General features: G+C 64.7%; 25 protein-coding genes. 22 read left to right on the top strand and 3 right to left on the bottom strand.

Annotated features, from left to right (window positions below; translation table 11 throughout):
• Window positions 1-19 precede the first annotated feature (19 nt).
• From LZC95_50065 to LZC95_50085, 5 genes are all read left to right on the top strand, one after another.
• On the top strand, window positions 20-286 hold the full coding sequence (locus LZC95_50065) for a hypothetical protein (GenBank protein WXA94552.1): 267 nt from the start codon (window positions 20-22) through the stop codon (window positions 284-286).
• 157 nt (window positions 287-443) lie between these two features.
• Window positions 444-1,412, top strand: coding sequence for a hypothetical protein (locus LZC95_50070; GenBank protein WXA94553.1), 969 nt, complete (start codon window positions 444-446; stop codon window positions 1,410-1,412).
• Complete coding sequence (locus tag LZC95_50075) at window positions 1,409-2,248, top strand: ParB N-terminal domain-containing protein (GenBank protein ID WXA94554.1); 840 nt, start codon at window positions 1,409-1,411, stop codon at window positions 2,246-2,248. Before LZC95_50070 ends, LZC95_50075 begins: the two co-directional genes overlap by 4 nt.
• Window positions 2,245-2,793 (top strand): hypothetical protein, encoded by a 549-nt coding sequence (locus LZC95_50080; GenBank protein ID WXA94555.1) that lies wholly within the window; start codon window positions 2,245-2,247, stop codon window positions 2,791-2,793. Before LZC95_50075 ends, LZC95_50080 begins: the two co-directional genes overlap by 4 nt.
• Window positions 2,777-3,022, top strand: coding sequence for a hypothetical protein (locus LZC95_50085; protein ID WXA94556.1), 246 nt, complete (start codon window positions 2,777-2,779; stop codon window positions 3,020-3,022). Before LZC95_50080 ends, LZC95_50085 begins: the two co-directional genes overlap by 17 nt.
• A 237-nt stretch (window positions 3,023-3,259) precedes the next feature.
• Here the strand turns inward: LZC95_50085 and LZC95_50090 are convergent, their stop codons facing one another.
• Complete coding sequence (locus LZC95_50090) at window positions 3,260-3,856, bottom strand: recombinase family protein (GenBank protein WXA94557.1); 597 nt, start codon at window positions 3,854-3,856, stop codon at window positions 3,260-3,262.
• Between the two features lie 966 nt (window positions 3,857-4,822).
• Between LZC95_50090 and LZC95_50095 the strand changes: the two genes are divergently transcribed.
• On the top strand, window positions 4,823-6,079 hold the full coding sequence (locus LZC95_50095) for a ParB N-terminal domain-containing protein (GenBank protein WXA94558.1): 1,257 nt from the start codon (window positions 4,823-4,825) through the stop codon (window positions 6,077-6,079).
• Between the two features lie 4 nt (window positions 6,080-6,083).
• Here the strand turns inward: LZC95_50095 and LZC95_50100 are convergent, their stop codons facing one another.
• On the bottom strand, window positions 6,084-6,509 hold the full coding sequence (locus LZC95_50100; protein ID WXA94559.1) for a hypothetical protein: 426 nt from the start codon (window positions 6,507-6,509) through the stop codon (window positions 6,084-6,086).
• Window positions 6,510-6,835: 326 nt separating this feature from the next.
• On the opposite strand from LZC95_50100, the gene LZC95_50105 reads away from it, so the two are divergent.
• Together LZC95_50105 and LZC95_50110 are read left to right on the top strand one after the other, a co-directional pair.
• A complete protein-coding gene (locus LZC95_50105) occupies window positions 6,836-7,063 on the top strand; it encodes a hypothetical protein (protein WXA94560.1) in 228 nt (75 codons plus the stop codon).
• A gap of 130 nt (window positions 7,064-7,193) precedes the next feature.
• A complete protein-coding gene (locus LZC95_50110) occupies window positions 7,194-7,616 on the top strand; it encodes a hypothetical protein (protein WXA94561.1) in 423 nt (140 codons plus the stop codon).
• A gap of 105 nt (window positions 7,617-7,721) precedes the next feature.
• Here the strand turns inward: LZC95_50110 and LZC95_50115 are convergent, their stop codons facing one another.
• On the bottom strand, window positions 7,722-7,958 hold the full coding sequence (locus tag LZC95_50115) for a hypothetical protein (GenBank protein ID WXA94562.1): 237 nt from the start codon (window positions 7,956-7,958) through the stop codon (window positions 7,722-7,724).
• 444 nt (window positions 7,959-8,402) lie between these two features.
• On the opposite strand from LZC95_50115, the gene LZC95_50120 reads away from it, so the two are divergent.
• From LZC95_50120 to LZC95_50185, 14 genes are all read left to right on the top strand, one after another.
• On the top strand, window positions 8,403-8,624 hold the full coding sequence (locus tag LZC95_50120; GenBank protein ID WXA94563.1) for a hypothetical protein: 222 nt from the start codon (window positions 8,403-8,405) through the stop codon (window positions 8,622-8,624).
• A 102-nt stretch (window positions 8,625-8,726) separates the two neighbouring features.
• Window positions 8,727-10,064: a phage terminase large subunit gene (gene terL / locus LZC95_50125; GenBank protein WXA94564.1), complete on the top strand. Its 1,338-nt coding sequence runs from the start codon at window positions 8,727-8,729 to the stop codon at window positions 10,062-10,064.
• Window positions 10,065-10,113: 49 nt separating this feature from the next.
• Window positions 10,114-11,811: a DUF935 domain-containing protein gene (locus tag LZC95_50130; protein ID WXA94565.1), complete on the top strand. Its 1,698-nt coding sequence runs from the start codon at window positions 10,114-10,116 to the stop codon at window positions 11,809-11,811.
• Between the two features lie 3 nt (window positions 11,812-11,814).
• Window positions 11,815-12,084, top strand: coding sequence for a hypothetical protein (locus LZC95_50135; protein ID WXA94566.1), 270 nt, complete (start codon window positions 11,815-11,817; stop codon window positions 12,082-12,084).
• Entirely contained in the window at window positions 12,084-12,764 is a 681-nt protein-coding gene (locus LZC95_50140) for a phage head morphogenesis protein (protein WXB00286.1), read from the top strand. Before LZC95_50135 ends, LZC95_50140 begins: the two co-directional genes overlap by 1 nt.
• Complete coding sequence (locus tag LZC95_50145) at window positions 12,761-14,338, top strand: phage protease (protein ID WXA94567.1); 1,578 nt, start codon at window positions 12,761-12,763, stop codon at window positions 14,336-14,338. Before LZC95_50140 ends, LZC95_50145 begins: the two co-directional genes overlap by 4 nt.
• Window positions 14,335-14,769: a hypothetical protein gene (locus LZC95_50150; protein ID WXA94568.1), complete on the top strand. Its 435-nt coding sequence runs from the start codon at window positions 14,335-14,337 to the stop codon at window positions 14,767-14,769. Before LZC95_50145 ends, LZC95_50150 begins: the two co-directional genes overlap by 4 nt.
• Window positions 14,770-14,948: 179 nt before the next feature.
• A complete protein-coding gene (locus LZC95_50155) occupies window positions 14,949-15,863 on the top strand; it encodes a Mu-like prophage major head subunit gpT family protein (protein ID WXA94569.1) in 915 nt (304 codons plus the stop codon).
• On the top strand, window positions 15,860-16,132 hold the full coding sequence (locus LZC95_50160) for a hypothetical protein (GenBank protein ID WXA94570.1): 273 nt from the start codon (window positions 15,860-15,862) through the stop codon (window positions 16,130-16,132). Before LZC95_50155 ends, LZC95_50160 begins: the two co-directional genes overlap by 4 nt.
• Window positions 16,129-16,512, top strand: a complete 384-nt coding sequence (locus tag LZC95_50165) for a DUF1320 domain-containing protein (GenBank protein ID WXA94571.1) — start codon at window positions 16,129-16,131, stop codon at window positions 16,510-16,512. Before LZC95_50160 ends, LZC95_50165 begins: the two co-directional genes overlap by 4 nt.
• Window positions 16,512-17,057, top strand: a complete 546-nt coding sequence (locus tag LZC95_50170) for a phage virion morphogenesis protein (protein WXA94572.1) — start codon at window positions 16,512-16,514, stop codon at window positions 17,055-17,057. The genes LZC95_50165 and LZC95_50170 overlap by 1 nt, the downstream gene beginning before the upstream one ends.
• Window positions 17,057-17,560, top strand: coding sequence for a hypothetical protein (locus tag LZC95_50175; GenBank protein ID WXA94573.1), 504 nt, complete (start codon window positions 17,057-17,059; stop codon window positions 17,558-17,560). Before LZC95_50170 ends, LZC95_50175 begins: the two co-directional genes overlap by 1 nt.
• A gap of 4 nt (window positions 17,561-17,564) precedes the next feature.
• Window positions 17,565-17,795, top strand: coding sequence for a hypothetical protein (locus tag LZC95_50180; GenBank protein ID WXA94574.1), 231 nt, complete (start codon window positions 17,565-17,567; stop codon window positions 17,793-17,795).
• Entirely contained in the window at window positions 17,796-19,220 is a 1,425-nt protein-coding gene (locus LZC95_50185) for a DUF2586 domain-containing protein (protein ID WXA94575.1), read from the top strand. It begins immediately after the preceding gene.
• The last annotated feature ends 7 nt before the right edge of the window (window positions 19,221-19,227 follow it).

A 19,227-nucleotide genomic window follows, 5' to 3' on the forward strand; every position in this document is an offset into this window, starting at 1 on the left:
GCATCGCTTCCGCGACGTCATGCCCGATGCGGAAATCCGGCGCGGCCTTCAGGCCCGCTCGGGCGCTGAGGTCGCGGACGTGGAGATGCCCGTTTTCTGGGTCGAATGCAAACATCACAGGCAGGTCAATATCCGCGCGGCACTGCGCCAGGCCGTCGAGGCTGCGCCGCAAGGACGCATCCCGATCGCCGTGACGAAGGATGACGGCGCGGCGCCCATCGTGACCCTCGGGCTCGATGATTTTCTCGAGTTCGTCGGCGAATGGTGGACACGACGTGAACGGTGACGGGCTTCCCAATTCGCGACCACGGAAGAGAGCAGGTATGAGCAAAGCAACTCGCGCCCGGTGGGAAAGCCAACGGCTTCACGGGGCTTCAACACACGAATCTGGCGTATCGCTTGTCCAACCGCACGAGCAAGGACCCGCAAGGAGCGCGAGCGTCGTGCTCGAGTTCACGGCGGGAGATTATGCGCGCCACCACCGAGAGATCCGCAGCCATGAGGCACGGGAGCCGATGTTTCACCCCGTGAAAGACGCTGTAGGAAACATCACGCTGCAGCCCCTTGGCGACCAAGAGAAGCGTGCGATCGCATTTCGGCAAGAGATCCAGCAGTGGATCGCGCTGGGGCGGACCGCGCCCGACCCGATTCGCGCCTGGGTCGATATCGGTCCGAGGGAGGCCGAGATCCTGCTGTCGTTCTCGAAGGGGAACCGAAACGAGGCGGAGCCGACGGTCTCCATGTATCGGCGGGATATCGCACGAAACGTCTGGAAAAAGAATCATCAGGGCATGGCGTTCGCCAAGAGCGGGTGGTTCGGCGACGGCCATCATCGCTGCCGGGCGGTGATCGAAAGCGGGAAGACGGTGCGGGTCGGCATCGATTTTGGCGTCGACGACGACGCCTTCGCGACGGCGGACATGGGGCGCGGGCGCAGTGTTCCTGACCAGCTCGCACTCCGCGGATTGAAGAACAGTACGAAGATGGTCGCCGCCCTCCGCCTCTGCATGTCGTTGGCCGAGCGCAAGCTCTACACGATCAAGTGGTCCCTCGACGAGGTCGAGACGGCGTTCACCACGCATGAAACGGCGATTCACGCCTTCGCGAAGTTGGGAACGAGCAGGCTTCCGGCAAGCTTCTGGGGCACCTTGATCTACGCGCATCCGGTGGCGACTGACGTCCTCGAACGTCTGGGCGACGATGTTGTTCGGGGTGAAGGGATCACCGGCACGGCCTACACGTTGCGCGAATACCTAACACGGCGCGATGTTGCTCGGCCGGACCCGTTCGTGGTGGCCCAGCGCACGCTCTATGCGGCCAAAGCGTGCATCGAGGGGCGCCAGCTCACGAAGTTCGCTCCGCGGGACACGGATTCGATCTTCGCGTGGTTTGCGGCGCAACGGGGGCGATGATGGATCTCTATGCTCTGCCCGAGCATCCGGCCGCGCGCCTGTTTCCCATCGTCGGAGAAGCCGAGCTCCGTCGATTGGCTGAAGACATCAAAGCCAACGGCCTCAGAAATCCCGTGATCGTGCTGGAGGTGATGGGGGAACGCTGGCTGCTGGATGGCCGCAGTCGCCTCCGTGCGTGTCAGCTCGCGGGCGTTGAACCGACCCATCGCGTTTGGGTCGGTTCGGACCCGATCGGCTACGTGACCTCGGTGAACCTGCATCGAAGACACCTCGATGCCACCCAACGGGGACTGCTGGCCGTGGAGCTCGTTCGCCTGTACGAGGACGAGGCGAAGATTCGGCGGGGTGGACGGCCAAAAGGGCAAACAAAACCTCCGGCAAATTTGCCGGAGGTTTCTCGGGACCGCGACCAGGACCGCGACCAACGCGAGTCGCGCGCCAAAGCCGCCGCACAGGTCGGGGTGTCGCCGCGCACCGTGCAGAATGCGCGGAAGGTATTGGCCAAGGGAGCACCGGAGGTCGTGGCCGCGGCACAGGCGGGAAAAGTCGCCTTGGGGGATGCCGTCCAGATTCTGAACCAGCCGGCGGACGTGCAGGCGGCCATCGTGGCAAAAGTCGAAGCGGGCGAAAGCAAGACACTCACTGCAGCGCTACTCGAGGTGACCCACGAAGACGATCTCGGCTACGCCGCTGAGATCGAGCCGGAGGTCCACGCCGAAGCGGTCGAAGCTATTTGGGCCGCGATCGTCGCGCTTCCGCGTGACCAGATCTCCCGGCTGCACGAGCGTCTCCAGACGCACCTCCAGGGCCTGATCGACATGGACGGTGCTTCGTGAGCGACGTTCCCCTATTCGCACTGCGCGCTTCGACGGCGCTCGAGTCCGACCTCGACTGGTATTTCGGTGCGGCCGAGAGCGAGATGGGGCTCGAGTCGAACTTCGGCGCGTTCGCGACGGCGGCTATGCGCGGGCGAACCTCCGCGGGAGCTACTCCAGACGGCCTGCACGATCGCCAGGTCGAGGCGGCGCACCGGCATCGGCAGATTCGGGCGCGTCTGCGCAGCATGCCGGCGACCTTGGTGGGGGTCCTCGCCGCAGCGTACGAGCCGCGGCAGTGGCCGCGCGAGCTCGTGCAGGCGTTCGGGCGCACGTCGGGCGTTGCCGTTCGGACGTTCACCGCCCGCACCGCGTACAAAAAGGCGTGCACCAAGAAGATGGCGCGGCAGGACTCGGTATCGACGTGGCTGCTCGGCGTGGTTCTTCGCGGTGAGCGCGAACTCCTCACCCGAATCCGCGTCGAAACCGACGGGCTCTTTGGGCGCGCCTGCCGCGCGTACGAGGACGTGTGCATGGTGGAGCGGCGGCTTGCAAAAACGGCGTGATGCTCCCGGCCCCTTGAACGTGGAGGCGCTCTACACGATGGCGCAGCTTTGCGCCGTCGTCGGGCCTTCTTGGACCGAGTGGAGTCTAAGTCGGCTACTCGAGAAGAACGGTGTCGAGTTCGTGCGATCGGGTCGCGCGAAATTCGTCCCCCTGTGCGAAATCGAGAAAAAGATCCCATCGCTCTGGGAAAGCTTGAAGGCGGCCGAGGTGCTCCGACGCGGTCGTTAGGGGCTTCACTCGTGGCGGCGTCGCCGTCGTCCTCGGCGCGTTCTGCCATCTGCCCGGGAAAGGGTGAAGAGTCCGAGGCGCGTGGAACCTACCCCCACGGGGCGGCGCGCGGGGGCGGGCCCGACGAGTAAAAAAAAGGGACGCCCTCCATCCGGGGGGCGACCGCCTACTTCTAAAGAGCTTCATCTGCTGCCGCGCAAGCCTGTCACCTTTCCGGGCTTGCGCGGCGGCCCTTTTTTATCGAAGGAGCCGAACGATTTGCTGCGGGTGCCACGGACGTCCCTCGCGCGTGAGAATGCCTAGAGCTTCGAGCCGCCGGCCAATCTTGGTGACCGACATACCGCGGGCCCGGAGTTCCTTGGCGTGCGCGACGACTTCCTGCTCTGTCTCGCTCAGCACCAAGTGGATCCCATCGTCGGCGAGCGCGAACCCATACGGGGTCTTTCCAGTCCGCTCTCCCTTCGCGCGTTTGACGGCCATTGCCGCGCGCGTTCGTGCGCGAATGAGCTCCCGCTCGTATGCGGCCACCGCGTCCAGGATAGCTCGAAGGAAGGCGTCCGCCGGCCCATCGCCGTTGCCCACCCCGTCGGCGGTGACAACGCGGCCACCTGACTGCCGGACCGCTCTCTCGATCATCGCGCAAATAGCTGGGTCGCGCGCGAGGCGGTCTCTTTTCGCGATCACCAAAGTACCGGCTTGCTCGACGCGGAGAGAGGCAATGGCAGCCACAAGCCCCTCTCGATCTTCCAGCTCGCGTGCGCCGCTAACGCCGAGGTCTTCGAACCAGCCGGCGATCCGCACACCGTTCATGGCAGCCCATGACTCGATGGCCATGCGCTGCGCTTCCGGACCTATCCGTTGTTCATCGGTCGAAACCCGCAAGTACCCAATGGCGACCTTCGGGTCGCCGGCTCGCCGCCTTCGCACAAAGCTACATTTGCTCTTCTTGGACGCGCCAGCAACTCACATTGCGTCCCCAACGTGAGCGATTCCGTCACCGACGAATTCCGACATGCCGGATAGGAAAGAGGAGCCAGTCGCGCCCAAGGTTGCTGTTGCGTACCTTCGCACGTCCACGGCACGACAAGACCTCGGTCTCGCCGTACAACGCGTAGAAGTGGAGCGCTGGGCCAGCCGCGCGGGAGTCAATATCGTTGCCGTGCACGTGGATTGTGGCGTGAGCGGCGCCGCGGGTCTCGACGCGAGGGCTGGCCTCGCCGAGGCTCTCGCTTCGGTTCGAGCGCAGTCGGCGAGATATCTCGTCGTCGCGACCCACGACCGATTTGCCCGAGGCGTTGCGACGTACTCCGCGCTGGAGAAATGCGTCCGAAGGGCTGGTGCGCGGGTCGTGTCGGCGGATGATGTCGCAAACGACGAGTCGCCGTCAGAGCAGTTCATTCGCACGGTCTTGAGCGCAACGGCGGAATATGAGCGTGCGGTCATCGCCCAAAGGACCAAGGCGGCGCTCGCGGTGAGGAAGGCTCGCGGCCTTCGGGTTGGAAGCATACCCCTTGGGTACCAGCTCGCCCCCGACGGCCGAAGCCTTGTCCGATCGGAACGCGAACTGTCGATTGCGGTGGAGGCGAGGCGCTTTCGGGAAGGCGGACTTTCCCTTCGGGCGATTGGCGATGCCTTGTCGGCGATGGGACACGCACCTCGTTCCGGGCGTCTATGGCATCCCGAGATCGTTCGCTCTCTTTTGCGCGCTGGGCTTCCCGATTCGGCAATTGCGGACGGCGCCCAACGGCCTGTTGGCGAGCACACACCTTCGTCCTCACACGGCATGACGAGCGCTTCACCATGAACGAACCCGCCGCGGAGTGGGTGCCGCTCGACCGCATTCGCCCGTGGAAGGACAACCCGCGGAAGAACGACGGCGCCCCGGTCGAGAAGGTCGCGCAATCCATCCGGCGTTTCGGATTTGGGGCGCCGATCCTGGCGCGTACCAATGGCGAGATCATCGCGGGGCACACGCGCTGGAAGGCGGCGAAAGACCTCGGCCTCGAGCGCGTCCCCGTGCGGTTTCTCGAGCTCGATCCCGCCGATGCCCATCTCCTGGCCGTCGCCGACAACCGAATCGGCGAGGAGGCCGAGTGGGACGAGGACATGCTCACGGCCGTTCTCGCCGACCTCAAGGCCCAAGGGGCCGCGCTCACCGACACCGGGTTTGACGAGAAAGAACTCGAGCAGCTCCTTGCGGACGTCGGCGGCGGCGGCGGATTCGACGACGCGCCCGAGGCGGAGATCAGCCGTGCCGAGGAACTGCGCGAAAAGTGGGGAACTGCGCTCGGGCAACGTTGGCGCATCCCGAGTCTATCGGTCGCCGGTGGCGAACACGCGTTGCTCTGCGGCGACAGCACCGTAGAGGAGAACGTCGAACGCGTCGTGGCTGGCACGCGGGCCCAGTGCTGCTGGACAGACCCGCCCTTCGGGGTGGGGTACGTGGGCAAGACCGAAGACGCGCTCACGATCCAGAACGACAAGCTCACGGGAGACGCTCTACGCAAGTTCCTAGCGGCTTGCTTCTCGGCGGCCGACGCGCACGCACTCCAGCCCGGAGCGGCGCTATATATCGCGCATCCGCCGGGCCCCAACTCGCTCGAATTCCTGCTCGCCGCGCGCGAGGTTGGATGGAAACACCGCCAAACGTTGGTCTGGAGCAAGGACTCGCTCGTTCTTGGGCATTCTGATTACCACTTTCGTCACGAGCTAATTCTATTCGGGTACACTCCGGGCGGCGGCCGGCGGGGACGCGGCGCCGAGGGCTGGTACGGCGACAACGCGCAAACCACGGTCTTCGACGTTCCGCGTCCGAAGGCCAGCGAAGAGCACCCGACCATGAAGCCGCCGGAGCTCGTCGCGGCAATGGTTCGAAATAGCTGCCCGGTCGGCGGCTTGGTATTCGAGCCCTTCTCGGGCTCCGGGACTACCCTCATCGCGTGTGAAGGCAGCCAACGCCTATGCCGCGCAATCGAGCTCGATCCGAAGTTCGTCGCCGTCGCGCTCGAGCGCCTCTCGGCCATGGGGCTCGAGCCGGCGCTCGACAACGCGGTGTAGGCGGCTACTCGAGCGCGATCGCGCCCTGTGCGCACCCCTCGAGCGCCCAAGCCATCCAGCTCTCGAACCACAAAAGATACGCGAGAATCCGGTCTTGCCCGCTATTCAGCCCGGGGGTGGCGTTCGGGTGCGCCTTCTGCCACCGTGCAAGCGCGGCAGCCAAGATGTCGTAGTGGCCCTGCTCAAGAACAACGTATCCCGGGTCGTTTCGGAGCAGCCCGACCTCCTCGTCGTGAAAGAGGCTGCGCAACCCCGTGCGCCGGCAGAATCGCCCCCATGTGCCGTAGTCCATCCAGAGGGTGTTCTTCTGCCAATCAATAAGCGTGTCGTCATCGCCGAACGTACGCGCATCGGGACGCGAGAAGTTCGCGACCAGCTCGTCATCGGATGTAATCGCCGCCTGTTCGCCGATACGGAGGACAATACCCATTACGATATCCTTTCCGGTAATGATGATTGAGTTTCGATTCGATCTTCATCAAGGGCTCGACGGCCGATTCGCTCGATATTATCCCCGACCAAAAACGGCACCGGCCAGCGCAAATTCTCCAGCGGCCCAATTCCAGTCAGGGTAATCGCCTGCACAGGCGACGCCCTTGCGCTTTATTTGCGGCTCCCTGATTCCTGAATCATAGCAAATCTCCGGCAATTCGCGGAATCTGCCGAGGCGCTATGATTCCGGAATCATAGCTTGGCTTCGATTGCGGGCAATTTGATATCTTCGCGTGTGGCACACTCACTGCATCGTTGGGATGCATGAACAACGACGTCGCCCCGCAGGCCGCTACCCACGTTCTGACGATCTCGATCTACAGCAGCCTGCACGGGTCCTGGTGGTTCAAGCAGTGCTGGGACGTGACGGTTGTTGACACGAAGATGTACCGGGACGGTCGATATGTCGGTCGCGTGTTCGCGGACGGCACGGGCACGCTTCGCGGGGGCGACCTCGCGAGCGCGCGGTTCACGAGCTGCGTGGCGAAGTAGCCCACCGCGCGCCCGGGTGGAGGGCCGCCGCCCCGCCAGGTAGCCGCCCAACAGCGGCCACCGCCCCGTCGCTGCCGGCTGCAGGGCCCCGGCTGCACCGCGCCGTTCGAACGGGCGCTCATCCAAATTCATGCCTCGAGCAAAAGTGGGCAATACCGCGGCGAAACTCACGCCGGAGCTGCAGGAGAGGTTCGTCGCCGTCCTGCGCGCGGGCAACTACGTCGAAGTCGCGTGCCGAATCGTCGGGATCCACAAGAGCACGTATTACGACTGGCTGAAGATCGCGCACGACGAAGCGTCCGAGCCCTTCGTCTCGTTCGCGTTGGCCACGGAGAAGGCCATCGCGGAATCCGAGGCGCGAGACGTTGCGTTGATCGCGAAGGCCGCCGCGGACCCGAAGATCTGGGTCGCCGCTGCATGGCGCCTCGAGCGGCGTTTTCCCGAGAGATGGGGGCGCCGCGACAAGCACGAACTCACCGGGGCCGATGGAGGTCCGATCGCGGTCAAGGCCGGAATCGTGATGCTCCCCCCCGAGGACGACCGCACCGGCTAGGCGAGCCAAATAAAGGCTTCCCCCGGAGCTCGGGCGCGCTTCACGCTGGAACCGATTTCTGGTTCTGCGCAGAGCACGCCGAGCCGGCGGCTCGCCACCCTCGACCTATTTGCGTGCGTCGACCTGGCTGACCGCCACCAGGAACTCCGCGTTGCCAATGCGCACGCGCAGGTGGGCGGAAGTTGCATACGGCAAGGTAGGAAAAGTTTCGCTCGTGTTCGAGACGTTGGTGTCGGGAGCGTCCTTGGCTTGGTCCACGTAGGCGTTGATCGCGTCCGCGATTAGGCCCGCGAATCCATCCTCGTCCAGGTCTTCGCAACCATCAAGCGACACTGCGGGCATGAATCGATTTCGTCGTCGGCTGTTTTCGCTGTTCATGCTGTGATGTATATGCAGATGCCGTTCCAGTTCGCGCTGGCGTATTCTCCGGAATATCGCACGGGACGCCCGAGCGATATCGGACAATTAAATCAGGGTTTCTTGGTGGCATCGCGTATTTGCCGAAGATTTCGCTATGATTCGTGAATCAGGGCGACGCAGATAAAGCGCGGCCGGGTCCGGACGTTCCCCTGGCCGGAACGTTGACGCTCCCTTCGCCAACACAGGAATCGAGGAATGCGCTTTCTTTGCGCTCGGCTGATTGTAGAATCATAGCAAATCCTCCGGCAATTTCGAATGCCGGGCGGAAAGCCTGATTCCGGAATCACACCTTCGTTTGCGACACGTTTGGCTGTCGCACCGATTGCGATGCCCAGATCAGGCACACCAGCTGCATTACCGCGATGCATGAACAACGACATCGCGACGACGACGCACGAGCTCACCTACGAAATCTACAGCTTCGTTTTTGGGGGATACGCCTTCGGGGCCCGGCACGATGTGGCCGTGGTGGGCGGAGAAATCTACCGCCGCGGGGAGCTCGTTGGCCACGTTCAGCCCGATGGCTCCGTGACCCTGACGGGCAAAATGGAAAGCCATCGTTTCGTGAGCCTGGACCCAAAGACCTAATGCTTGACGCGCGCGACGGGCACGTGCGGATGGCCGTGCCCGTCGACCCGCGCCGCCTCGCACGCCGGCTGGGCGCCGTGAGCGTGTTTCCGACGACCCATCGTGAGCGACGAGCAGCCGACGTGGCGGCCGATTCCAGGCCCGCAGACTCGATTCCTATCGTCAGCCGCGTACGAGGTGCTCTTCGGTGGGGCTGCCGGCGGGAGCAAAACCGAGGCGTTGCTCGTGGCCCCGTTGCGGTGGGTGAGCGAGCCCTCGTTCCGAGGGCTGCTCTTGCGCCGGACGTTTCCCGAGCTGGAGCGCTCGCTCATCGACCGCTCCCGGCAGCTCTATCCGCTGGCCTTTCCGTCGGCGAAATACCGCGAGGACAAGCGATATTGGGCGTTCCCGTCGGGAGCGCGTATCGCCTTCGGCCATCTGGAGCACGAACACGACGTCTACAGCTACCAGAGCTCGGAATGGCAATTCTTGGGCTTCGACGAGCTCACACTCTTCTCCGAGCGGCAGTACGTCTACATGCTCTCTCGAGCGCGAAGCTCGAAGGGGCTGCCGATCCGCGTTCGGGCGGCAACGAACCCGGGCGGCTCCGGCCACGAATGGGTGTTTCGCCGGTGGGGACCGTGGCTGGACCCGAAGTGCACGGTGCACGCGGGGGCCGGCGAAACGCTGCACTATCGGAACACGGACGACGGCGAGCAATGGTGCACCCGCGAATCCCCGGGTGCTCTGTCGAGAGTCTTCATCCCGTCCAAGGTTTCCGACAACCCGTACCTCTCCAATACCGATTACATCGAGCGACTAAAGGGCCTCGATCCCCTCACAAGGGCCCAACTTCTCGATGGAAACTGGCTCGCTCGCCCCGCAAAAGGGCTTTTATTCAAACGGGCCTGGCTCCCGATTATTGACCTTGCTCCTGCCGCCGCATTCCGCGTCCGTTACTGGGACCGCGCGGCGTCGGCGGGCAAAGGTGATTGGACGGTAGGTATCCGCGTAGCACGCGCCGACGGTCTCTTCATCGTCGAAGACGTGGTACGATTGCGCGGGACCCCGCGCGAGGTGCAGGCAACGATTCTCGGCACCGCGGAACTCGACGGACGCGCGACCATGATCGGCATCGAACAGGACCCGGGTTCCGCTGGGGTGTTTGAAGCCGACTCGTACGTGCGCCTGCTCGCCGGGCACAACGTTCGGAAGTTCCGCGTGAGCAAGGACAAGGTCGTTCGCGCACAGCCCGTCTCCGCGCAAGCGGAGGGCGGGAACGTGCGGCTCCTGCGCGGGGCGTGGAACGAGGCTTTCGTTCAGGAGCTCGAGGCGTTCCCGGAAGGGAACTTCGACGATCAGGTAGACTCGTTTTCCGGTGCTTTTAGCGCCTTAACCACAGCGATCGCTCCGGCGATCGACCCGCGCTTCCGTCGGTACGCGCCGCACACGCGGATGTGACCATCAAGTGTCCCCGCGCGACGCACGCGGCCCCACGCCCCCTTCATCCTTGAGCAATACCGACGTCCCCCCGGCGTATGTCCCTGCGCCGCCCAAGTTGCCTCGGCGGCCGGACCAACGCGTCTATCGCGATCTCCCCATCGCGCTGTGGACGGATTGGAACGTGCCCGATGTGCGCGACGCCCTCGCCAGCCACGTCCTCGGCAATTTTGCGCGGTCGGCGCAGCTCGCCGATGCGGCACTGGGCGACGACCGCGTGCAATCGGTTGTCAGCACGCGCGTGCTCGGCATGCTGGGCCTCCCGTTCGAGGTTGCCCCTGCAGAGGGCGTGGACCCGCGCAAGGCACGGCGCGCCGCACGCGAGCTCGAAGAGATCTGGTGGGACGTTTGCCCCGCACCGCAAACCGCGGAGTTTCTCTCTTGGGCGATCATGCTCGGCTTCGCGCTCGCGGAGGTCGTGTGGACGAGCAAGCGCGGACGCTGGTGGCCCACCCTGCGCACTTGGCACCCGCAACTCGTCTACTACCGGCTCGACAAGCGGTGTTACGTCGTATTTACGCAGGACGGCGCCGTCGACGTTGAGCCGGGGAACGGCAAGTGGATTCTATACGCGCCTCGGGGCGCCTACCGCGGTTGGATGGCGGGGGCCGTCCGTGCTGTGGCGATCCCCTGGCTCGTGCGGCAATACGCGCACCGTGACTGGGCCCGATACAGCGAAGCGCACGGGATGCCGATTAAGGGCGCAAAGGTCCCAGCCACCGCGAGCGAGAGCGACAAGAACAACTTCTATCTCCAGATCGCGAATATGGGGACTGAAACCACCATTCAGCTCCCGCAAGGTCTCGACGGCCAATCGTTCGGCATCGATCTGATCGAGGCCGCCGCCGGAAACTGGGAAGCGTTCGATCGGCTGATCACGAAATGCGACACGAACATCGCATGCGCAATTCTTGGTCAGAATCTGTCGACCGAGGTGCAGGGTGGGTCGTTCGCGGCAGCTGGCGCTCACCAGCAGGTGCGGCAGGACTACCTCGAGGCGGACGCCGAGACGCTCGCCACGGCGTTGCATTCGCAACTTCTGCGTCCGTGGGCCGCGTTCAACTTCGGCAACCCCGACCTTGCGCCATGGCCTTCGTGGGACGCAACCCCGCCCGAGGACCGCAAGGAAGCTGCGGCAACTCTGCAGGCGTTCGCCGACGCAGTCGCCAAGCTCCTGTCCTCCGGGGTACCCATCGATATTCGCGCACTCGCCGAGCGCTTCGACATCCCTCTCTTGGACACCGAGCAGCCCGTCGCTCTTGGAGCACTCGATCCAACCATCTTCCAATACGGAATTATGACCGTGAACGAGGCGCGCGCGCGCCTTCGTCTTCCGCCGATCGCCGGTGGTGACACGATTCCGGTCGTGTCGGCCGCCTCGGCGCCGAGCGTCGGCGCGGCGGCACTCCCGGCGGACGCACACGCTGTCCACTTGGGCCGCCCCGCGCGGGGCGTACCGCGCGTTGACGCCCAGCGGTACGTCGACGCGCTCGCCGATCGCGCGCGAGCCCGCGCCGCGCGGCTCCTGGGGCAGGACGTCGCAAGCGTTCTCTCCGCCGTGCAAAACGCCGACAGCTTCGATGCCGTCCGCGAAGGCCTTCGCCGCGTGCACGAGCAGATGGACCCATCCGCGTTTGCGAACCTGACCTCGAGGGCCATCACGATGGCAGGCCTGGCGGGTCGCACCGCCGTGCAGCAGGAGCTTTGAGCCGTGCCTCGACATGCCGTGATGGACGCCGCGCATTCGGCGCGAAGTTACGCGCTCGCGGGCGCGCTCGTCACCGATGTGGACCTCCAGGCCGAAGGTGGAGCCGCTTGCACGGCGATTCGAGTGGGTACCGCCGGTGACCTCGCGGTCGTTTGCGCGAGCGGGATCGCGACCGTGCTCCCAGCCTTGCTCGCGGGGGAGACCATCCACGTGCAGGCGGTGAAGCTCTCCGCGGCGGGCACCACCGCGCAAAAGCTAACCGCGTTCTGGTGATGTGGTCCGTCTCGACTGATCCCCTCGATTTCGACGAGGCAATCGCCTGGCACCGTGCCCGCGCTCCGTTGTCAAAGCAGGCGTGGGATGCGCTGACCGAGGCCGCGCAGAAGAAGGCTTTCACCGTTGCGAATGTGACCCAGCTCGATCTCGTCACCCAGGTCTGGGACGCGGTCGACTCGGCACTGAAACAGGGCCTCCCCTTCGAGGACTTCAAACGGAGCGTCGGCGATGGGCTCGAACGCGCGTGGCAGGGCACCGTCGCAAATCCCGCGGCGCGCCTCGAAGTCATCTTCCGAACGAACCTGCAGATTGCGTACGGGGCCGGGCGGTATGCACGCGCGACCGAGCCCGATGTTCTCGCCGAGCGCCCGTTTTGGCTCTTTGACGCGATCCTCGATGCGAGAACGTCGGAGATTTGCGAAGAATGCGATGGCACGGTCCGACCCGCAGATGATGCGTGGTGGCGCGAGCACCAGCCGCCGCTGCACCACCAGTGCAGGAGCAGCTTCACCACGCTGACGGCCGAGCAGGCGCACGAACTCGGGGGCGTCTCCGTGGCACCGAAAGCCAAAGCGTCCAGCGGCTTTGGCCTCGCGTCCCCCGCCCACGATTGGGCGCCGAAGGAACAGGGCTACCCGCCCGAGCTTTGGGCGCAATTCGAAGCCAAACATCGATGATTGAGCGGGTCTATCTCTCCGCACAGGCACTGCCCGAGGAGGCGCTGCCGACGGAGTTTCGCATATTCCAAACGGGATGGAACGACACGTCGAAAGGCCAGTTCCTCTTCGACGACGAAGCCGCGGAATCCGTCATTGCCGATTACGAGGTACAGGGCAACGACCTCTGCATCGACTACGACCACAAGGCGGTCGACCCCGACGCCCGCGCGGGGGATGGCCGGGCGGCGGGATGGTTTCAGCTCGAAGTTCGCCCCGATGGCCTGTGGGCCATCAATGTTCGCTGGACGCCCCCAGCGGCGGAGGCCATCCGCAATCGCGAATGGCGCTATTTTTCTCCCGCGTTCATCCCCGACCCCGAGACGCGTCGCGTCCTCTCGGTCATCAATCTGGCGCTCACGAACATTCCCGCGACGCGCCACATGCAACCATTGGTCGCCGCATCGGCCGTGCCGTTCTCGGCGTACCCGATCGTGAATGAGCCGTGGGACGCGAAGGCCGCGCTCACCCGGCTCCGTCATTGGGCCTCGACGAACGGCAACAACCGCAAGCCGCTCATCGATTGGGCCAAGTTCGCCCTGGGCTTCGGGTGGGTCGACGCGGAAGCCGCGAACCACTTCTACGCATACATGCTGCCGCACCACGACGTGAGGGGCGGACGCATGGTGACGTCGCGCGAGGGCGTGCTCGCCGCGGGCGCGCTGCTCTCGAGAGGGGGCGTCGACTTGCCCGCCTCGGATCTCGATGCCGTGCGGGCACATCTCGCCGGTCACTACCAGGAGCTCGGCGTTTCCCCGCCGTGGGTCCAGCAGGAGAACGCCACAATGGCTAAGCAGAATAGTGGGATTACAAATACGGAAACAGAGCTCGACGAAGCCGATGACGAAAGCCTCACGGAAGATGAATCGGTGACGGAACTCAAGGGACGAAAGCCCCCCGTCGAAGACGACGAGGCAGAGGAGATGTCGGACGACGAGGAGCTCGCGGCCGAGGACGAGGCCGACGATTCCAGCGACGAAGAGGACGACGACGAAGAGGAAGAACTTCCACCGAAAGCCAAAAAGAAGGCTTCGCGTCTCGCAGACCCGGATCCGGCGGCAGCAACCTCCTTGAGCACCGACGCCTCCCATCTCGCCATCGTTGCGGCGGCCCGGGAGTTCACCGGTCGAACGACTCCTTCGGAGATCATCGGCGCCCTTCGCGCGCACCGTGACGCGCGCCAGCAAGTGACGCAACTCTCCGCTCGCATCCAGAAGCTCGAGGGGACGATCCGGGTGGCGAAGGTTCGACAGGTCGTCGCGAGCGCGATTCGCGCCGGGAAGATTGCGCCCGCCATGCGCAAGTGGGCCCTTGGCCTTGGTCGACAAGACCTGGCGCAGCTGCGCGCCTACGTCGAACAGGCGCCGCCGATCGTCGCGATGAATCAGACCGTAAAGCCACCGCCGACGTCGGACAACGGCCAGGTGATCACCCTGAGCGCCGACGAGCTGCGCGTCTGCGAGCTCACGGGCGTCTCCCCCGCCATGTACGCGCGGCACAAGTCCACGGGCAACGTGGCGAAGGAGGTCCAGTGAGCGCCACCACGCAAGAGCGAAACACGCCGCAATACGGCGTCGACACCATCCCGCAACTCGTATCCCGCCCCGCGGCAGCCGGCGTACTCCTGAATCAGGGAGCGATCGCGGTCCTTAGGGCTGGATTCGTGGTGCCGGGGCAGACGGGAACGGGACTCGTCGTGCTGGGTCGCGTCGAGCGGACCGTCGACAATCGCGACGGCGTGGCCGGTGCGCTGGAGGTGTCGATTCGCATGGGGGTTTTCAAGTACGGCAATTCCGCGGGCCCTGATGCGATCGGGCGCGTGAACGCCGGTGCGAACTGCTACCTCGTCGACGACCAGACACTCGCGCTCACCGACGATGCGGGCAAGCGCTCGCGGGCGGGCACCATCATGGACGTCGACCCGCTCGATGGCGGCGTCTGGGCGCTCCTTGGCCTCGGTCTGTAGGACCGAAAGCCCCTAAATCGTCTCATGACAAACCGGTCACCCGGTTTGTTTCATCGTGCGCGCGGATGCCGCGCCTCAGAAATCCGAATTTTGTCGTCCGCGCCGCGCGGACTTGAGTCGCCGGCAGTTCGCCGCGAACGCGCAGGGGTCCCCGGTGTGTGGACCTCGGGGACAGGTCCATGCAAGTAACGCAATCAAATCTCAATTACATTTTTAACGCATTTGATATTAGGTTTCAATTGGCGTACCAAGGCGCATCGCCTTGGTACCAGCAGGTGGCCACGGAAGTCCCCAGCAAAACGACACAGCAGACGTACGCGTGGATGGCGAAGCTGCCAAGATTGAGGGAGTGGTTAGGCGAGAGGGTCGCGCAAAACGTCGCCACGTATGGGTACGTACTCGTAAATAAGGATTACGAGCTGACCGAAAAATTGGACAGAAACATGGTCGAAGACGACAGCGTCGGCCTTTTCAATCCAATTGTAGACGAAATGGGGTTGCAGTCTCGGCTGTGGCCGGACGACCTCATGACGATCCTGCTCGAGGGCGGCGAGAACACGCTCTGCTTCGACGGGCAGAACTTCTTTGACGTCGATCACCCCGTCGACCGGCGGAAGCCGGAGCTCGGAACGCAGCAGAACTTCTTCCCGAATACCCCTCTCACGTCGGAGAACTACGCAAAAGTCCGCTCGGCGATGATGTCCTTTCGGGGAGAGGACCAGAAGCCTCTGTACGTCGTCCCGAAGCTCTTGGTCGTTCCCCCGCAGCTCGAGCAGGTTGGCCGGCTGATTTTGAACGCGGACATGATTCCGAACGTCCAGGGTACTGCTCCGCAGACCAACGTCTACAAGGGCTCGGCGGAACTCCTGGTGGTCCCCCAGCTCTCGATCCAGCCGACGTCGTGGTACCTGCTCGACGTCTCGCGTCCGATCAAACCGTTCGTATTTCAATTGCGAGAGGCGCCACAGTTTACGTATCTGAATAATCCGAACGATTTGAATGTATTTCAGAGGCGCGAATACCTATTTGGCGTCCATGCCCGCGGCAACGCCGGTTACGCGCTCTGGTTCCTCGCAGCCAAAGGTGTGGGATGAGCGCGGTGCGCGTTCGCGTCCGCGCATTTCCGGCCGACGGATTTTTTCGTGCAGGTCGATTCTGGCCCGGTTCCGCGCTCGAGACGGAGGTGGACGAGGACACGCTGAAAGTCCTGGAGGCGGAGCGAAACCTCGCCGTGGAGGTGCTTGGGCGCAGCGCCGACGCCGGGGACGACGACGCTCCGCGCAGGCCATCTCCGCCGCCACCGCTTCCCCAGGCCCGGCGGGAAACCAAGCCCGATTCGCCGCCCGCTCGTAGCTCGACGTGAACTACGCAACGCGCGCGGACCTCGCGCAGTACGGGCTGACCGCCCAGGCCCTCGCCGTGTTCACCGACGAGCAACAGGAGCGCGCCCTTCGCGGTGCCAGCGCGACGGCCGACGGCTACCTACGATCGCGGTATTCGCTGCCGCTCGCTGACTGGGACGACGACCTGCGCCGCAATGTGTGCTTGCTCGCCGCGTACGACCTGATGGCGTCGCACGGCGTGTACCCCGACGGAATCGATGAGACGCTCCGCCTGCGCGCGGAAAGCGCGGTTGGTTGGCTCAAATCGGTCTCCTCCGGCGTCGTCACCATCGCGGTGGCCGAGACGCCCCCCGTGATCAACTCGCCGGCCGTCATGACGACTCGGAAGCGAGGCTGGTAATGGCCGCCCTGAGCGGTTCGTTCGCCGACCTCGCGAAGCTGGGGGGTCGCTTTCGTCGGATCGCCTCTGGAGAGCTCCTCGAGGAAGCGAGTCGACGGCTCGCCGCGGAGGCGATGACCCAGCTGCAACTGGGCTTTCGGAAGTCGCGCGATCCGTACGGGCAAGCGTGGAAGCCTCTCGCACGCCGGCACGGTAAGCCCCTACTGGACACCGGCCGCCTCCGAAACTCGTTTACCTCCGTGGTGACGCCGACCGGTTTTCGAATCGGCACGAACGTACGGTATGCCTCATACCACCAGCACGGCACGAAGGGGCGGACCAAGGGGAGCACCCGGTTCCAGGCTGTATCGAAGCGGGGGCGCTTCATCGCTCACGGAAGTAAGGCCGCGAGTCGAGGCCGTTCGGTGCGCGTTCGGGCACTCAATTTCCGCGCCGGAGGCGGACGCATCCCTCAGCGCATGATGCTACCCGAGGGGAAACTCGGTCCCATTTGGGCGCGTGCGTTCCAACGGGCGGCGCGTGCCACCGTCCGAAAGTTCAAATAGTGCTCTCCGATATCCTCGACGAAGCGTCGACGCTGCTCTCGACGGTGGCCGGTGCGACGATCGCCACCACCGAAAAAGAACTGGCGACCCATCATCATCCGCCCAGATTCGTGTGGGTTCCGCTCGGCGCCACGGGCGAGGGTGTGGCTCGAAATAAGACGATCGGCGCCCCAAGTACGCGCGAGCTGCAGCTGGATGCGTGGGCGGTTGAGTGCCACTGCTGGGGAACGAGCCTTCGCGTCGCGGAGCAACTTCGCAGGGCGGCGCTCACCGCGATGCGCCGCGCCGTTCGGGGACGCCGGTACGTCGTGCGCGACACGCGCACCGGCGACCAAGCCTGGATGCAGCACGGCTTCGTCCTCATCGTGACGTTCGAAATCTGGGAGTCCGCGCTCGAAGTGCATCTGCCGACGCTCGAGGACGCGAGCTCGCTGACGGCGCCAGTCCACTCCGTGGCCGTGCAGACCGCGCCAGCCCCCGATCTCTTGGTCTTCAAAGGATAGCCCGATGTCAAAATTGGATGTGGATGATCTCGGGGGCGGCGAACTCGCCGTCTCCGGGGAGACGTTGGAGAACGTCCAGACGATCGAATCGTGGGCGGCGGCAAAGGGGACACCTACTTGGCTGGTCGCGGCGCTCAAAGTCCGCCAGCACTGGGCGATTGGCAAGCTCGTCTCCGAGCACGAGTACGACGCCGCCGCGAAAGCTGCGGCCGAAATGACCATTGGACGGACGTAAATGCCTATTCCGTCGGTAAACGTCGCCATTCGCGACCCCGGCCTCGGGATCGTCGAAGGTCCGGCGGCCAACGCCCAGTGCGTGATCGGGGTCACGTCACAGGGGGTCGCCAATACATTTTATGCGTACCAGACGATCTCGGATCTGGTTTCCAACCTGGGAACGGGACCCGGTGTAGAAGCCGCCGCCCTGGCGTTGTCGATCGACGGGCATGGCTCGGTGTATCTCGTTCGACCTCAAACGAGCGTCGCAGGTTCGAACAGCGTCGTCACCCCTTCGGGGAGCGGGCCGCTGGTTGCCGTTTCCGGCACGCCGCTCGACGATTACCAGGGGGTCGTGCGTATCGTCTCGGATGGGGCCGTGGGGACCGCCACGTTCGTCATCTCGCTGGACGGCGGAGACAATTTCTCCTCGGTCATCACGACGGCGGCCAGCTATCCGATTCCCGGGACGGGGCTCACCGCCGCATTCCCCGCCGGGACCTACGTGGCGAACGACACGTACTCGTGGAATTCGCTCGCACCAGCCATGAACGTGACGGATCTCGTCGCCGCGTTGGACGCTGCCGTGGCGGGGACCCCGCGCTTCGGGATCCTGCACATCGTGGGGGCGCCGGCCACGGCGATCGACGCAGCCACCTTGGCTGCATCGGTCGAAGTGAAGCTGCAGGAAATCGCGGCGAGCAAGAAGCGCTGGCTGCGCGCCCTCATCCATGTGCCCGACGTTCCCGACGCGAGCTTAGTCAGCGCCTTCGGCAACGTCGCCGCGAGCCGGGTCTGCGCATGCGCCGGCTTTGCCGAGACCGTGTCCGCCGTCTCGCTGCGTGCGTACAAGCGCTCCTCGGGCTTTGCGGTCGCGGCGCGCGTTGGAGCGGCGCCGCTCTCGGAGCATCTCGGCCGAGTCGCCTCGGGCTCGCTGATCGGGGTGCGTCGCATCTACCGCGACGAAGCGGTCACCGAGCGCTTGGACGCTGCGCGATTTACGACGCTTCGAACGTGGGTCGGGCGCCAGGGATATTACATCACGCGCGGCCGTCTTCTGGCCCCGGCAGGCTCCGACTACCAGCAGATCCAGCTCGGTCGCATCGCCGATGTAGCATGCACGGCGGTTTACGACCGGCTGCTGGACTACGAAAACGATTCCGTGCGCGTTTACCCACTACGCGACGCGAAAGCGGGTCGCATTCTCGAGAGCGACGCCAGGGCGATCGATACCGAGCTTGAGGCCGTGTTGAAAGACGTCCTAGTGAACACGACGCCGCAGCACGTGAGCGACGTGCAGGCGCGCGTCGTCCGCACGGATAATATCCTCTCGACCGCCGAACTGCGCGCCGAAATCGCGATCGTGCCGAAGGGATACCTCGAGGTCATCCGCGCGACCATTGCGCTGACCAATCCGGCGATTCGCGAACTCGAAGCCGCCTGACGGACCG

This window comes from Sorangiineae bacterium MSr12523 (genome assembly GCA_037157775.1).
Lineage (GTDB): Bacteria > Myxococcota_A > Polyangia > Polyangiales > Polyangiaceae > Pendulispora > Pendulispora brunnea.

What these genes read in the sequence shown, in the direction of transcription:
- LZC95_50065 (WXA94552.1), top strand. Translation starts at nt 20, where the DNA reads ATGCCCGATGCGGAAATCCGGCGCGGCCTTCAGGCCCGCTCGGGCGCT.
- LZC95_50075 (WXA94554.1), top strand. Translation starts at nt 1,409, where the DNA reads ATGATGGATCTCTATGCTCTGCCCGAGCATCCGGCCGCGCGCCTGTTT.
- LZC95_50090 (WXA94557.1), bottom strand. Translation starts at nt 3,856, where the DNA reads ATGGCCATCGAGTCATGGGCTGCCATGAACGGTGTGCGGATCGCCGGC.
- LZC95_50095 (WXA94558.1), top strand. Translation starts at nt 4,823, where the DNA reads ATGAACGAACCCGCCGCGGAGTGGGTGCCGCTCGACCGCATTCGCCCG.
- LZC95_50100 (WXA94559.1), bottom strand. Translation starts at nt 6,509, where the DNA reads ATGGGTATTGTCCTCCGTATCGGCGAACAGGCGGCGATTACATCCGAT.
- LZC95_50105 (WXA94560.1), top strand. Translation starts at nt 6,836, where the DNA reads ATGAACAACGACGTCGCCCCGCAGGCCGCTACCCACGTTCTGACGATC.
- LZC95_50110 (WXA94561.1), top strand. Translation starts at nt 7,194, where the DNA reads ATGCCTCGAGCAAAAGTGGGCAATACCGCGGCGAAACTCACGCCGGAG.
- LZC95_50115 (WXA94562.1), bottom strand. Translation starts at nt 7,958, where the DNA reads ATGCCCGCAGTGTCGCTTGATGGTTGCGAAGACCTGGACGAGGATGGA.
- LZC95_50120 (WXA94563.1), top strand. Translation starts at nt 8,403, where the DNA reads ATGAACAACGACATCGCGACGACGACGCACGAGCTCACCTACGAAATC.
- LZC95_50140 (WXB00286.1), top strand. Translation starts at nt 12,084, where the DNA reads ATGTGGTCCGTCTCGACTGATCCCCTCGATTTCGACGAGGCAATCGCC.
- LZC95_50145 (WXA94567.1), top strand. Translation starts at nt 12,761, where the DNA reads ATGATTGAGCGGGTCTATCTCTCCGCACAGGCACTGCCCGAGGAGGCG.
- LZC95_50155 (WXA94569.1), top strand. Translation starts at nt 14,949, where the DNA reads ATGCAAGTAACGCAATCAAATCTCAATTACATTTTTAACGCATTTGAT.
- LZC95_50160 (WXA94570.1), top strand. Translation starts at nt 15,860, where the DNA reads ATGAGCGCGGTGCGCGTTCGCGTCCGCGCATTTCCGGCCGACGGATTT.
- LZC95_50170 (WXA94572.1), top strand. Translation starts at nt 16,512, where the DNA reads ATGGCCGCCCTGAGCGGTTCGTTCGCCGACCTCGCGAAGCTGGGGGGT.
- LZC95_50180 (WXA94574.1), top strand. Translation starts at nt 17,565, where the DNA reads ATGTCAAAATTGGATGTGGATGATCTCGGGGGCGGCGAACTCGCCGTC.
- LZC95_50185 (WXA94575.1), top strand. Translation starts at nt 17,796, where the DNA reads ATGCCTATTCCGTCGGTAAACGTCGCCATTCGCGACCCCGGCCTCGGG.